The organism is Staphylococcus sp. 231237_7MaSpsaltlick, assembly GCF_043107035.1.
This window is the reverse complement of record NZ_JBICNX010000006.1, coordinates 97,631-115,482: the sequence shown is the minus strand read 5'-3', so window position 1 is coordinate 115,482 and position 17,852 is coordinate 97,631. Positions and strand designations below refer to the sequence as shown.

Annotated in this window: 2 protein-coding genes; both read left to right on the top strand. The window is 35.0% G+C overall.

The features are described 5' to 3' along the window. Positions 1–7: 7 nt before the first annotated feature. Positions 8–523 (top strand): single-stranded DNA-binding protein, encoded by a 516-nt coding sequence (ssb, locus tag ACF91D_RS13355; protein WP_042737620.1) that lies wholly within the window; start codon positions 8–10, stop codon positions 521–523. A gap of 498 nt (positions 524–1,021) precedes the next feature. Beyond that, positions 1,022–17,821 (top strand): non-ribosomal peptide synthetase, encoded by a 16,800-nt coding sequence (locus ACF91D_RS13350; RefSeq protein ID WP_392437173.1) that lies wholly within the window; start codon positions 1,022–1,024, stop codon positions 17,819–17,821. Positions 17,822–17,852: the final 31 nt, after the last annotated feature.

Genomic DNA, 17,852 nt, shown 5'->3' with positions numbered 1-17,852 from the left:
CGCTTAAATGATAAATAGAGTTGTTTTAGTCGGTCGTTTAACTAAAGATCCAGAATATAGAACAACACCCTCAGGCGTGAGTGTTGCGACTTTTACCCTAGCGGTAAATCGTACGTTTACAAATGCGCAAGGGGAACGCGAAGCTGATTTCATTAACTGTGTTGTTTTCAGAAAGCAAGCAGAGAATGTAAATAATTATCTTTCAAAAGGTAGTTTAGCTGGCGTTGACGGTCGCATTCAATCACGTAGCTATGAAAACCAAGAAGGACGTCGTATTTTTGTAACAGAAGTTGTTTGTGATAGCGTTCAATTCCTTGAACCTAAAGGACAAAACCAACGTCAACAACAGGATGGAAATAACAATTTCCAAGACTATGGCCAAGGTTTTGGTGGACAACAATCTGGACAAAACACGTCTTATCAAAATAACAACAACCCATCAAATAACAATGGACAATCAGATAATCCATTTGCAAATGCAAATGGTCCGATTGACATTAGTGATGATGATTTACCGTTCTAATCTACAAGTATTGTGTGAATACGAAATGTAGATTTAAAGATTAATCATAATATGTGTGAATTGCATTAAATATGTGTGTGTGAAATGTGTGAATAATAATGCAATAAAGAAGTACACCTTCAGAGATGAGGGTGTATTTTTTTATGCAATTTTATATCGCCAAGTGGAATGCGATGCCTTACGCACTCTAACCAGTATCATAAATTGGTCATTATCATTTGATAGAACTCCTATAAAAATTATATAAAGTTTCACCTTATACAAAAGCCCTTGATACATTAAAATTAAAATATTAATAAAATATTTTTGTATTTAAATTTTAAGTACAAAATTGCTCTATAAAAATATTACAAAAATAAACTTTAAAATGTTTAGAAAGAGTATAAATGGGAATTAATTTATGTAACTGTAACTTATAATAAATATTATACGATTGGTTATAAAATAGAATAATATTATTATATTTTTTTACTGTAGATTGATAGGAGGTTCGCTGCATTGACTGAAACAAAATTATTATCTTATGCACAAAAAGAAATATTACAGATTGAACAATATTATGAGAATACAAGTATTAGTAACATCGCTGGTGTAGTACATATGAAAAATGACGTATCATATGATGAGATTAATGAAGCCTTCAACGAGATAGTGAAGCAACATGATACGTTGCGTATTAGAATTACGAAAGAAGACGGTGTTTACAAACAATATGTAGTAGACTATGAACACGAAGATTTTGAATTTGTTGATTTTTATCAAGATCAAGAAGGCTACGAAAAGTGGATTAAAGAAACAGCTAGCACTAATATCTTTAATCTTGATGATAAATTATATAAGACAGTAGTATTTAAGTATCCTGAAGGATATTATGGTATCTTCCTATTGCAACATCATTTAATTAGTGACGCATGGGGTGTAACGATTGTTGTAAATAATTTAATTAAAAAGTTATTAGGTAAATCTGTATCTGAAGAAGATATTGGGGCTACTTATTTTGAGGCAATAGAATCAGAAGACAAATACGAAACGACAAATCGTTTTAATAAAGACAAGGCCTTCTGGTTAGAAAAGTTAGAAAATTTCGAAGACAACATTTTATTTGATAAATCCACGTTAGATAGCGCTATAGGTAAGAGAATAAGTGTGAAATTATCTGAAGCTGAAACTAAGCGTATCTTCCAATACTGTGAGGCGCATGGAGTTAGTATTAGTAATTTGTTCTCTGCAATTATGCAAATCATCAAACACAAGAACACACTTTCTACAACCAATTCTGTCGGACTACTTATACATAACAGGAATACGAAGAAGGAAAAATCATCAACTGGAATATTCTCACGTGTATTACCAATGATTGTTGATACAGATCCAGAACAAACCGTTCAAGATTACCTTGAAAAAATTCGTAGAGAAAGCTTGAATCTATTAAAGCATAGAAAATATCCATATGACTATATTGTAGAAAACAGTGGTAATAAAAAAGGTCTAGTAGACTGTTTTGTTTCTTTCCAAAACACACAATATGACGCTGAGTTTATCAAAGAGGGTTATACGGATGAATGGTTAGATAATGGAACAAACAATTCGCCACTTAGTGTTAACTTGAGTAACAGAAGTAATGGTGAAGGTATGGATATCGATTATGATTTCCAAATAGATGCTTTAGATGAAGAAGGTATCTATCATTTACATGAAACAATCTTCCACGTATTAAATCATATGATCGAACAACCAGAGTCACAAATTAAAGATATTGAAGTGGTTAATGGTGAAGAAAGAGAGACGATTTTAAATGACTTTAATGATTCATCATTAGCATTAAATAATGATACGACGTTTGTTCAACGATTTGAGCAACAGGTTGCTCAACATCCTAACAAGACTGCAGTTACATTTGAAGGAGAAAGTTTAACGTATGAAGCATTGAATGGCAAAGTTAACCAAATGGCTCGCCAATTACGTGCTGAGGGTGTAACGCCCGATTCTCTTGTGGCAGTTATGTCAAATAGAAGAATTGAAATGATTATAGGGATATATGCCATTCTGAAGGCTGGTGGCGCCTATGTACCAATTGATCCTAATTATCCTACAGAACGTATTAACTATATTTTGGAAGATAGTGCAGCTAAGGTGTTGCTAACTGATCAACCGTTAAGTTCTGAAATAGTCTATAACAATAATGTAATTGATATTACTCAAACACAAACATTTGAAGGGTTGTCTGCAGAAAATTTAGAGCATAATACAGATGTTTCTAACCTAATGTATGTCATTTACACATCTGGTACGACAGGTAAACCTAAAGGTGTGCTTGTACCCGGAGAAAGTGTCATGAACCGATTGAACTGGTTAATTGATAAATATGACATTACAGATGAAGACAAAGTGTTCTTTAAGACACCGTTTACGTTTGATGTGTCTGTTTGGGAAGTCTTCGGTTTTGGTATGATTGGTGCACAAGCGGTACTTTTACCATCAGGAGAAGAAGGTAATCCTGAAAAAATTGTATCTGTTATTGCATCGTCACAACCTACCATGGTTCACTTTGTACCATCAATGTTTAGTGTGTTTATTAATTATATTAAAGCATCGAATCAAGCTGCGTCGGTTTCAAGTTTGAGATATGTCTTAGCAAGTGGCGAAGCATTAAAACCAGAATTGGTAAATCAATTTAATGAATTGATTGCTGAGAAAAATGATACGCTACTTATTAATTTATATGGTCCAACTGAAGCAACCATTGATGTGACAAGCTTTGATTGTGAGGCTGGTACACAATATGACATGATTCCAATTGGTAAACCGGTAGCAAATACGCAGGCATACATTTTAAATGGCAGTAACAACTTGATGGCTATAGGTATCGCTGGTGAATTATGTATTGCTGGTACCAATGTGACAAATGGTTATTTGAATCGTCCTGATTTAACAGCAGAAAAATTTGTCGACAATCCTTTTGGCAAAGGTAAGATGTATCGTACAGGTGATTTAGCCAAATGGGAAACTGATGGTAATATTACTTATTTAGGACGTATTGATGAACAAGTTAAAATCCGTGGATATCGTATTGAGCTCGGAGAAGTTGAAAATGTACTACGTCAACAAAATATTGTTACAGATGTAGCTGTTGTAGCAAAGCCAGTAGTTGATGAAGAATTGTCAATTTGCGCTTATATTGTATCCGACGAGTCTATTGATATAGAAGCTATCAAAGCACAATTGAATAAACAGTTACCTGAATATATGGTTCCTGCATATATTATGCAAGTTGAATCATTACCAGTATCTCAAAGCGGAAAGTTAAACAAACGCGCATTACCAGACATTAAAGTGGACAGTAAAGACTATGTTGCGCCACGTAATGATATGGAACAAACTATTGTGGACATTTTTAGTAGTGTGCTAAATGTTGAACGTGTCAGTGTTTTTGACAATTTCTTCCAAATTGGTGGTCACTCTTTAAAAGCAATTAGTGTTATCAATGAAATTGAAAGTAAGACAGCTACACGTTTGCCTTTGAAGGCTATTTTCGACAATCCAACGGCATCACAATTATCTAGTTTGCTTGAGAATGGTGAAACACAAATTGCAGGTCAAACGATTCCACAAGCAGAAACTAAACCATATTATCTAACATCTTCTCCTCAAAAACGCTTATATGTGTTGAATGAAATGGTTGAAGGTCAGACTGCTTATAATATGGCAAGTATGTTAGAAATTATTGGTGATGTAGATGTTAATCGTGTACAAAGCGCATTCCAAGCACTTGTTGAACGTCACGAAGCGTTGAGAACACACTTTGATACTGTTGATGGTGAACCGGTTCAAATCATAGATAAACAAGGTGAGATTACAGTAGGTTATGAAGAAATAGCAACGTCTGATTATGATCAATTATTAAGTGATTTTGTTAGACCATTTGATTTAGCTAACGCGCCATTACTAAGAGTTAAAGTAGTGAAATGTGATGAAAAACGTTATGTTTTACTATTTGATATGCATCACATAATTTCGGATGGCTTATCTATCAATGTCATTATTAAAGAATTTACGGCGCTATATAAAGGTCGTGAATTAGATGAATTAACTATTCAATATAAAGATTACAGTGAATGGATGCGTTCAAGAGACTTGGATGATCAGCGTCAGTTCTGGTTATCACAATTTGAAGAAGAAGCGCCAGTACTTGATTTACCATACGATCACGGGCGTCCTAACCAACAAAGTTTTACTGGTAAGACGATAAGTCTCGAAATGCCGGAACAAACTAAACGTGCGATTCAGTCATTATCTCAACAGACTGGTAGTACGGATTATATGATCTTACTTGCTTCATTTATGGTGCTATTGCATAAATATAGTCGTCAAGAAGACATCGTTGTAGGTAGCCCAATTTCTGGCCGTACGCATAAAGATACTGAAAATATGCTCGGAATGTTTGTTAATACATTGGCGATGCGTTCAAACCCTGAACGAAATAAATCATTTACGCAGTTATTAGATGAAGTAAAGACAACATCATTAGAAGCATTTGATAATCAAGAATATCCATTAGAATCACTAGTTGAAGAAATCGTAGAAAAGCGTGATTTAACACGTAATCCATTGTTTGATGTGTTATTTACATTACAAAACACTGAAAACGAAAGCTTCCAAATTGATGACTGGTCTACAAGACAAGTAGAGTCGTCAGTTACAAATGCTAAATTCGATTTAAGTATGACAATTTATGACAATGATGGTTATAGTGTGGCGTTAGAATATGCTGAAGAGTTATTTGAACCTGAAACAATTGAACGTATGTTGGAACACTTTATGGAACTTGTAGCTGAAATTACTATGCATCCTGAGTATAAAATTAGTGAATTAGAATTAATTACCGAACAAGAGCAGCACTTAATTCTTAATGACTTTAATGATACTGAGATGCCTTATAATAACACGCAAACATTTGTTGAGCGTTTTGAACAGCAAGTGGCCAAAGCACCTGATAAAGTGGCACTTACCTTTGAAGGGGAAAGTTTGACTTATCAAGCATTGAACGAACGTGTAAACCAAGTTGCGTATAAATTGCGTGATGAAGGTGTCGGTGCAGACACATTAGTAGCAGTCATGACGAATCGACGTATTGAAATGATTGTTGGTATATTCGGTATCTTAAAAGCAGGCGGTGCATACGTACCTGTTGATCCAAATTATCCTGTCGATCGTATTAATTACATTTTAGAAGATAGTGCAGCGCCAGTATTGCTGACAGACAAACCATTAGATGAAAATATTGTGTTTAATCATAAGGTGATTGATTTAACAGCGGATAAATCAATTTGGTCATTGCCAACAGACAACTTGCAACATAATACAGATGTTTCTAACTTAATGTATGTTATTTATACATCTGGTACGACAGGTAGACCAAAAGGTGTACTTGTACCTGGAGAAAGTGTTATGAACCGCTTGAATTGGATTATTGAAACCTATGGTATTACGAGCGAAGATACAATTTCCTTTAAGACACCATTTACGTTTGATGTGTCTGTTTGGGAAGTGTTTGGTTTCGCGATGATTGGTGCACAAGCAGCGCTATTGCCATCTGGTGAAGAAGGTAATCCTGAAAAAATAATGTCACTTATTCATAATAATAAAGCGACTATGGTACATTTCGTGCCGTCTATGTTTAGTGTGTTTATTAACTTTATCAAAGCGACAGATCAAGCACATTTAATTTCAAGCTTGAGATATGTGTTGGCTAGTGGTGAAGCATTAAAACCAGAACTAGTTAACCAGTTTAATGAACATATTGCGACTAAGAATAATACATTGTTATTGAATTTCTATGGTCCTACTGAAACTACTATTGATGTAACAAGCTTTGATTGTGTAGCTGATGTACAATATGATGCTATACCAATTGGTAAACCGATTGCTAATACACAAGCGTATATCTTAGATGCTGACAATCACTTAATGGGTATCGGTGTTGCAGGTGAATTATGTATTGCTGGTACTAATGTAACGAATGGTTATTTGAATCGACCTGAATTGACAGCAGAAAAGTTTGTCGACAATCCATTTGGTGAAGGTAAAATGTACCGCACAGGGGATTTAACGCGTTGGAATGCTGATGGAAACATCGCTTATTTAGGACGTATTGATGAACAAGTTAAAATCCGTGGTTATCGTATTGAATTAGGCGAAATTGATAGTGTATTACGCCAAAATACAGATTTATTAGATGTAGCAGTGGTTACTAAACCTATGTTAGATGGAGAGTTATCGATTTGCGCTTATGTAGTATCTGAACAAAACGTTGATTTAGAGGCAATCAAATTAGAGCTGAGTCATAAATTACCAGACTACATGGTGCCAAGCTATATGATGCAAATTGAAGACATACCAGTAACACAAAGTGGTAAGTTGAATCGTAAGGCATTACCTGAAATCAAAGTAGAAAGCAAGGCCTACGTTGCACCAACGACAGAAATGGAAACAATGCTAGTCGCAATTTATGAAGATGTCTTAAATTTAAAACAAGTTAGTATCACTGACAATTTCTTTGAAATCGGTGGACACTCATTAAGAGCAATTGGCATTATTAACCAAATAGAAAGTCGAATTGGCACACGTTTGCCACTAAAAATTATTTTTGAAAGTCCAACGATTCTACAATTAGCTAAAACGGTTGAACAATATGCGGTAGATGCGAGCACTCAAAGTATTCCGCAAGCAGAGCAGCAGCCATATTATCTGACTTCATCACCTCAAAAACGTTTATATGTGTTAAATGAAATGGTAGATGGTCAAACGGCTTACAATATGCCAAGTATGTTAGAAATCAAAGGTAATGTAGATGTTGCGCGTGTGCAAGATGCTTTTCAAACAATCGTAGATCGTCATGAAGCATTAAGAACGCATTTTGAAACTAAAGATGGCGAGCCTGTACAGGTGATAAATGATTCTGCATCGGTAGTCGTTGATTACGATGAGGTAACGACAGATGATTATGAGCGTATATTAAGTGACTTTGTACAACCTTTCGACTTAAGTAAGGCACCATTAATTAGAGTTAGTATAGTTAAAGTATCAGAACAACGTTTTATCTTATTGTTTGATATGCACCATATCGTTTCTGATGGCTTCTCTATTAATTTGATTATCAAAGAATTTACAGCGTTATATCATGGTCGAGCGGTAGAGCCATTAGATGTACAATATAAAGATTATAGTGAATGGATGCGCTCAAGAGACTTGGATAGTCAGCGTCAGTTCTGGTTAAGTCAATTTGAGCATGAAGCGCCAGTACTTGATTTACCGTATGATCATTCAAGACCCAACCAACAAAGTTTCACAGGTAAAACAGTAACTGTAGATATGCCTACATCTGTTCAGCATCATATTCAACAATTGACTCAAGCAACAGGCAGTACGGATTACATGGTGTTATTATCATCATTTATGGTACTGTTGCATAAATATAGCCGTCAGGAAGATATCGTTGTAGGTAGTCCAATATCTGGGCGTACACATAGAGATACAGAAAATATGATTGGTATGTTTGTTAATACTTTACCAATGCGTGCTTACCCTGAAAGTGAAAAATCATTTGCACAATTCTTATCAGAAGTGAAGGACCAATCGTTAAATGCCTTTGATAATCAAGAATATCCGCTAGAAGCACTTGTCGATGAAATTGTTGAAACACGTGATTTAACACGTAATCCATTATTCGATGTGCTATTCACATTACAAAATAATGAGAAAAATAGTCTGGAAATATCAGATTGGTCAGTTGAAGAAAAGGAAGCCTCTTATACTAATGCTAAATTTGATTTAAGTATGACAATTCATGAGAATGATGGCTATAAAGTTTCGTTAGAATATGCGGAAGAATTATTTGATAAAGATACGGTTGAACGTATGTTAAACCACTTTATTGAAGTGATTGCGAATGCAACGCAGCAACCAGAACAACTTATTAGTGATATTGACATTATAACAACAGCAGAAACTGAACTTATCTTGAACCAATTCAATGATACGGATCAGCCATTGGATAACACTGTGACACTTGTAGAACGTTTCGAGCAACATGCGGCACAATCACCAGACAAAGTAGCAATTACATTTGAAGGTGAAACATTAACGTATAAAGCACTGAACGAACGTGCAAACCAAGTGGCGTATCAATTACGTAATGAGGGCGTTAAACCTAATGACCTAGTAGGTATAATGTCACAACGTCGTTTAGAAATGATGATTGGTATTTATGGCATTTTAAAAGCAGGTGGCGCATATGTACCGTTGGATCCAAATCATCCACATGAGCGTACGAATTTCATTTTAGAAGATAGTGATCCACGTGTATTGCTTACGGATGAAAATATAAGCTATGGTATAAAATACGAAAAGGAAATTATCAAGTTAACAAATAATTCCTTCCTAGATAGCTTACCAACAGATAATTTGGCACATGTTACAGATGAAACAAACTTAATGTATATTATCTATACATCAGGTACAACAGGTAAACCTAAAGGTGTTATGGTTCCATACAGTAGTGTAATGAATCGTCTTAATTGGATGGTTGATTATTTCGAATTAGGTTCTACAGATAAAATATTATTCAAAACACCATTTACCTTTGATGTATCTATTTGGGAAGTCTTTGGTTGGGCAGTTATGGGTGGCGAAATTATCATGCTACGCTCAGGAGAAGAAAGTAACCCAGAGAATATAGCTTCCGTAATCGATGCGTATAATATTACGATGGCACACTTTGTACCATCAATGTTAAGCGTCTTTATAGATTTCATTAAGACAACACACCGTCAAGATGATATTGTTTCGTTAAATCATGTATTTACAAGTGGTGAAACACTAAAAGTAGACTATGTAAATCAATTTAATCACTTGTTAGGTGGACCAAATCAAACATTGCTATACAACTTATATGGACCTACTGAAACAACTGTTGAGGTAACATATTATCCTGTCTTTGCAGGTCAAACTTATACAGAGGTTCCTATCGGTAGACCTATTGCCAACTCACAAGGTTATGTCTTAAATGAAGATAATAACTTGTTAGGTATTGGTGTACCTGGTGAATTGTGTATCGGTGGTGCAAATGTCACACAAGGTTACTTGAATAGACCAGATTTAACTGCTGAGAAGTACGTTGATAATCCATTTGGTTCTGGCAAAATGTATCGTACAGGCGATTTAGTAAAATGGAGAAAAGATGGACAATTAGAATATCTTGGTAGAATTGACGAACAAGTCAAGATACGCGGTTACCGTATTGAATTAGGTGAAATTGAAAGTTTGATTGCTCAAGTCGATGCAGTATCTGAAGCTGCTGTAGTCACTAAAGCACCACAAGGTAGTGACGAAGCAATGATCGCTGCATACCTTGTTTCAGATCGTACGATAGATTTTGACGCAGTCAGAGCGGTCCTATCTAAGAAATTACCTGAGTATATGATTCCAACATATATGACGCAAATTGAACAATTACCAGTTACAGCTAACGGTAAATTAGATAAAAAAGGACTTCCAGATATTGAATTAGAGGCAAAAGCCTATGTTGAACCACGTGATGAAATGGAAGAGACAATTGCGACAATCTTTGGCAACGTGTTAAATATTGAACGCGTAGGTGCAACAGATAACTTCTTTGAAATAGGCGGACATTCACTAAGAGCAATTAGTGTTATTAACGAACTAGAAAGCCAATTATCTGTACGTGTACCGTTGAAGACGATTTTTGAAAATTCGACAGTGGCACAATTAGCTAGAGCTATCGAAAATGAAGCGACTGCATCATCAACTCAAGAGATACCATTGGCTGAAACTAAGACACATTATCTAGCATCATCACCACAAAAACGTCTATACGTATTGAATGAAATGATGGACGGTCAAACATCTTATAATATGCCAAGTATGTTAGAAATTAGAGGGACTGTTGATGTTGAACGTGTTCAAAATGCATTCCAAAAATTAGTGAACCGTCATGAAGCATTGCGTACACACTTTGATACAGTTGAAGGTGAACCGGTACAAATTGTCGAAGATAAAGTTCAAATAAATGTAGAGTATGAAGTTGCTTATACAGAAGATTATGAACCACTATTAAATGCGTTCATCAGACCATTTAACTTAGAACAAGCACCTTTACTGAGAGTAAAAGTGGTTAAATGTGCAGAACAACGTTATGTACTTTTATTTGATATGCATCATATTATCTCTGATGGATTCTCTATTAATCTTATTATTAAAGAATTTACAGAGTTGTATCATAATCAAACTTTAGAACCATTAAATGTACAATATAAAGATTACAGTGAATGGATGCATACACGTGACTTAAATGAACAACGTGAATTCTGGTTGTCTCAGTTTAAAGATGAAGCACCAGTACTTGATTTACCTTATGATTATTCACGTACAAACCATCAAAGTTACACAGGTGAATCAGTTAATGTATCTATTTCTGAAGCAACAAGAAATGCAATCCAACAATTAGCGCAAGATACCGGTGCAACGGATTATATGATCTTGTTATCATCATTTATGGTGCTATTGCATAAATATAGTAGACAAGAAGATATCGTTGTAGGTAGTCCGATCTCTGGTCGTACACATAAAGAAACAGAGCAAATGTTAGGTATGTTTGTTAACACGTTAGCAATGCGTGCCTACCCAGAGCGTGACAAATCATTTAAACAATTGCTCGAAGAAGTGAAAGCAACATCATTACAGGCATTTGATAATCAAGAATATCCATTAGAAGAACTTGTAGATGAAATTGTTGAGACACGTGATTTAACACGTAACCCATTGTTCGATGTCCTATTCACGTTACAAAATAATGAAAAAGAAAGCTTGCAAATTGATGACTGGTCAGTAGAACACAAAGAACCATCAACGACTAATGCTAAATTTGATTTGAGCATGACAATATTTGATGATAATGGTTATAGCATTGCCCTTGAATTCGCGCAAGAACTCTTCGATCGTGACACGGTTGAACGTATGTTGGCGCATTATGTTGAAATCTTAGAGCACAGCGTACAACAACCTGAACAAAACATCAGTCATCTAGAAATGATTACACAACAAGAACAAGATATTATATTTAATGAATTCAATAATACCGATGTCCCATTAAATAATACAAAAACGTTTGTAGAAAGATTTGAAGCACAAGTCGCTAAAACACCAAAACAGACAGCCATCACATATGAAGGGGTTAGCTTGACTTATCAAGCACTCAATGCGAAGGCAAATCAATTAGCTAATTATTTACGTGTGGAAGGCATTGTACCTGATGCGCCAGTCGGTTTACTGACAAATCGTAGTTTAGAAATGATGATTGGTATATACGGTATCTTAAAAGCGGGTGGTGCCTATGTACCGATTGACCCTAATTATCCAAGTGATCGTATTAACTATATCTTAGGTGATAGTCAACCAAGTGTACTACTGACAGATCAAGCATTAGATGAATCAATTGAATTTGATAATAAAGTTGTTGATTTGACTGAAGACACGATGATTGCAACACAAGCAACAGACAATTTAGAACCTGTAACTACAGTTGATAACTTGATGTACATTATCTATACATCAGGTACAACAGGTAAGCCTAAAGGTGTAATGGTACCTTATAAAGGTGTCATGAATCGTCTGAACTGGATGATTGATAAATATCATATTAGTAGTGAAGATACGATTCTGTTCAAGACACCATTTACATTTGATGTGTCGGTATGGGAAATCTTTGGATTCGCTATGATAGGCGGTCAAGCCGTGCTATTACCATCTGGAGAAGAGAGTAATCCAGAAAAAATTACTGATCTATTAGAACAACATCAAATCTCAATGGTACACTTTGTGCCATCTATGTTAGGTGTGTTTATTGATTTTATAAAATCAACTAACAAAGTAGAGAACATTGCGACAGTTAATTATGTATTGGCAAGTGGAGAAGCATTGAAACCAGAACAAGTAAATCAATTTAATGCAATCATTGGTAAGCAAAATGATTCATTGTTGATTGACTTATATGGACCAACAGAAGCTTCTATTGAAGTAATCTATTATCCATGTACTGCAGATCAAACATATGACACGATTCCTATTGGTAAACCAATTGCTAATATTCAAGCTTATATCATGAATGAAGATAATAATCTGATGGGTATTGGCGTTCCTGGAGAACTCTGTATCGGCGGTGTTGGTGTGACAAAAGGTTACCTCAACAGACCAGATTTAACAGCAGAGAAATTTATCGACAATCCATTCGGCGAAGGAAAGTTATACCGTACAGGCGACTTAGCTAAATGGAGTGCGAACGGTAATGTAGAATATCTTGGTCGTATTGATGAGCAAGTTAAGATTAGAGGTTACCGTATTGAGTTAGGTGAAATTGAAAGCTTACTTGGACAAATTGATTACATTTCAGATGTAGCAGTCGTTGCTAAACCAATGGCAGGAGAAGAGTTAGCAATTTGTGCATATCTCGTATCTGATAAAGCAGTCGATAATGATGATGTAAAAGCTATATTAAGTCAAAAATTACCAGACTATATGGTACCGTCATATATGATGCAAATTGATCAGTTACCTGTGACTTCAAACGGTAAATTAGATAAGAAAAAATTACCTGAAATCAAAGTGGAAAGTAAAGCATACGTAGCACCTACGAATGATACAGAAGTAATGCTAGCAACTATATATGAAGCTAATCTTAATATCGATCAAGTAAGTATTCACGATAATTTCTTTGAAATTGGTGGCCATTCATTAAAAGCGATTGGTATTATTAATAAGATTGAAGCTACAAACGGTGTGCGTTTACCATTGAAGGCTATGTTTGAAAATCCAACAATAGCTCAACTAGCTAAAGTTGTTGATGAACATGCGAATGAAACAACGGCACAACATATTCCAGTAGCAGCAGAACAGCCATACTATACAACTTCATCACCACAAAAACGACTTTATGTCCTTAATGAAATGGTGAAAGGTCAAACCGCATATAATATGCCAAGTATGTTAGAAATTCAAGGTGAAGTTGATCCTGAACGTGTGCAAAATGTATTCCAAACATTAATAGAACGTCATGAAACATTGCGTACTCACTTCGAAACAATCGATGGTGAACCTGTTCAAGTGATTAACGATTCAGCTGAAATCAATGTAGAATATGCTGAAATTAGTACAGATCATTACGAAACATTATTAGATGATTTCGTACAACCATTTGATTTAAGCCAAGCGCCATTGCTAAAAGTTAAAATTGTTAAAGTAGCAGAGTCACGTTATGTATTATTATTTGATATTCACCATGTTATTTCAGATGGTTTTTCAATTAATTTAATCATTAAAGAATTTACGGCTTTATATCACGATCAAACATTAGAAGAGTTGAAAGTACAATATAAAGACTATAGCGAATGGATGAGTACACGTGATTTAAGTGAACAACGTGAGTTCTGGTTATCACAATTTAAAGAAGAGGCACCTGTATTAGACTTACCGTATGATTTCACAAGACCGAAATCACAAAGCTTTACTGGTAAGACAGTAAGTGCACAAATACCAGCAGAAACTAGACATGCAATCAATCGTCTAACACAAAAAACAGGTTGTACAGACTTCATGATTCTATTGTCTTCATTTATGGTGTTATTGCATAAATACAGCAGACAAGAAGATGTTGTTGTCGGCAGTTCAATTGCTGGTCGTACACACCAAGATACTGAAAATATCGTCGGCATGTTTGTAAATACATTACCAATGCGAGCATATCCTGAAAGTAATAAATCATTTAAACAATTGTTAAATGAAGTGAAAGATGTTTCATTGAAGGCATATGACCATCAAGAATATCCATTGGAAGAATTAGTCGACGAAATCGTAGAAAAACGTGATCTAACAAGAAATCCATTATTTGATGTGTTATTCACACTGCAAAATAATGAAAAAGAAAGTCTAGATATCGAAGATTGGATTGTTGAACCGAAAGAAGCAACAAATATCAACGCTAAGTTCGACTTAAACATGATGATTGAAGATGATGGCGATTATAAGGTTTCTATTGAATACGGTGCGGAACTTTTCGAACATCAAACAGTTGAACGTATGTTGGCACATTACATTGAACTATTAGCTAATGTCGTACAACAACCAGAACATAATATTGGCGATATTAATATGGCAACAGCCGATGAGCGAACGTTAATCCTTGGTGAGTTCAATAATACGCATGAAACTTTAGATAATAGACGTATATTTATGGATCATTTCGAAGCACAAGTTGAACAAACACCGAATCGTACTGCCATCGTTTATGAAGGAGAAAGTTTGACGTACCAAGAGTTGAACGATAAAGCAAATCAACTTGCATATAAATTACGTGCTGAAGGCGTAAAACCAAACATGGTAGTTGGAATGCTGACTCAACGTAGTTTAGAGATGATGATTGGTATTTACGGTATCTTAAAAGCAGGCGGCGCATATGTACCAATTGATCCTCACAATCCAACGGATCGTATTAACTATATGCTAAACGACAGTCAACCTAAGATATTATTGACGGATGCGACACTAGACGAGCAGATTGAGTATGAAGGTCACATCATTAACTTAGCTGACAAGTCTAAATTAGAACATCTGCCAACTGAGAATTTACCAAGTGTTGTCACTGCCGATGATTTAATGTATATCATTTACACATCAGGTACAACAGGTAATCCAAAAGGCGTAATCGTATCATACGAAGGTGTTATGAACCGAATTAATTGGATGATTAAAGAATTCGATATTAATAGTGAAGACAAGGTACTATTCAAGACACTTTATACATTTGATGTGTCTGTTTGGGAAATCTTTGGATTTGCTATGGTAGGTGCACAATTAGTACTGCTACCATCTGGAGAAGAAGGTAACCCAGATAAACTAGCAACAATGATTCAAGAACATGAAATTACAATGGTTCACTTTGTACCGTCAATGCTAGGGGTATTTATTGATTACATTAAGTCCACAAATAGAATGGATGATATTGCGTCAATAAACTATATTCCATCAAGTGGTGAAGCGTTGAAACCAGAACAAGTTAATCGATTTAATGACTTGCTGGGTAGACCAAATAATTCTCTACTTATAGATTTATATGGACCAACAGAAGCATCGATTGAAGTGGTGTGTAATCCACTATATCCAAGTGAAACATACGATATTATTCCGATTGGTAGACCAATCTCAAATGTTCAAATTTATATTTTAAATGAGAAGAATAATCTAATGGGTATTGGTGTTCCTGGCGAGCTTTGTATCGGTGGCATTGCAGTTACACATGGTTATTTAAACCGTCCAGGCTTAACAGAACAACAATTTATCGACAATCCATTTGGTGAAGGTAAATTATATCGTTCTGGTGACTTAGCAAAATGGAGAGCAGATGGTGAACTTGAATATATTGGACGTATCGATGAACAAGTTAAGATCCGTGGTTATCGTATTGAGCTTGGAGAAATTGCGAGTCATTTACGTAGAATTGATGGTATATCAGATGTAGGTGTAATTGTTAGACAAATGGTTGGAGATGATTTATCTATTTGCGCTTACTTAGTTTCAGATCAAGAAATCTCATTCAGTGATATCAAAGCTGAATTAGGGAAGAAAGTACCTGACTACATGGTTCCTGCATATATGATGCAAATCGAGCAATTACCATTGACTGCAAATGGTAAATTGAATAAACGCGCATTACCTGAAATTGAGGTAGAAAGCAAGACTTATGTTGAGCCTAGAAATGCAACTGAAGCAACAATAGTTGAAGCAGTTAAGCATGTCTTGAATGTAGAGCAAGTTGGCGTGTACGATAACTTCTTTGAAATTGGTGGCGATTCAATTAAAGCGATCAAGTTAACTTCAGAGTTATCTAAGACATATAATATTTCTATTAAAGACTTGTTTGAGCTACAGACGATAGAGCGCATCAGCGAAGCGTTAGATGATAGTGCTGACACGAACTTATTGACTAAGTTAGCATCGTTAAAAGAGTTTAACTTAGAACAGCCACATCAATTCAGCAATGATTTCATTCAAGAAATTGAAAGCTATAAAGAAAATAGTGCAGCAAATTATGAGGTTATTGATGTTGAAGCGGTTAAGTCTAATAAAAATGTATTACTCACAGGTGCGACTGGATTCTTTGGTATTTATTTACTAAACAACTTACTAGAAGATACTGACTTTGATATCTATGTGATGGTTCGAAGTAATAAAGACATTACTGGAGAAACGAAATTGCATAACAACTGGGTTTACTATTTTGAATCTCAAATTGATGAGTCATTTGCAAATAGAATTCACATTGTTGAAGGTAATATCGAATCACCTCAATTAGGTATGGGTGAATCAACATATGCAGCATTGTCAGAAGAAATTGATTTAATTGTTAATGCTGCAGCCAATGTAAATCACTTTGCAACAAAAGATGCATCATATGGTGCCAACGTTGGTGGTATTGAACAAATTATCCAATTTGCACAAGATGGTAAAGCAAAAGAAATTCACCATATGTCTACCATTTCAATTGCTTCAGGTAAAGTTGAAGACAAGGCACAATTAACATTCTCTGAATACGATGTAGATATTGGTCAAAAACCAAACAACGTGTACTTAGATGGTAAAATTGAAGCTGAAAAAATATTGATCGATAGCCGTAAACAAGGCGTAGAAACAAATATTTACAGACTGGGTAACTTACAGTGTGATTCTCGAACTGGTTTATTCCAGAAAAATGAAGAAAATAACGCCTTCTATAGCGTTATTAAATCATTCAAGAAACTGGAAAAATTCCCAGACTTACCAGATGATAGCTTAGAGTTCACACCAGTAGACCAAGCGGCTGAAGCTTGTAGTACATTGATTAAAAACAACCAGTTGACGAATGAGATTCATCACATTTACAACACACATCATCTTACATTAACGCAATTGATGAATGTTTATAATCAACATGATTATCACATCGAGAATATTCAATGGAATGACTTTATGGACTTCTTAATGGAATGTATTGAACAAGGTATTAAGAGTGATGAAATAAATGATTTCTTATTACACACAGGCATCCTAGATAACAATATGTTTAACAAATCTCACTTTGAAGTATTAGACTTTAAGACAAATTACATCTTAGAAAAACTAAACTTCGAGTGGAAACCGACAGATAATGAAATACTTTCAAAAATGATCAGTCATCCAAAAAATAATTTCTAAGCAACAACTGAGGCAGCAAATACTTATTTGC

Bases quoted from the DNA above. Each gene is read 5' to 3' on its own strand.
- ssb (WP_042737620.1), top strand. From the start codon at position 8: ATGATAAATAGAGTTGTTTTAGTCGGTCGTTTAACTAAAGATCCAGAA.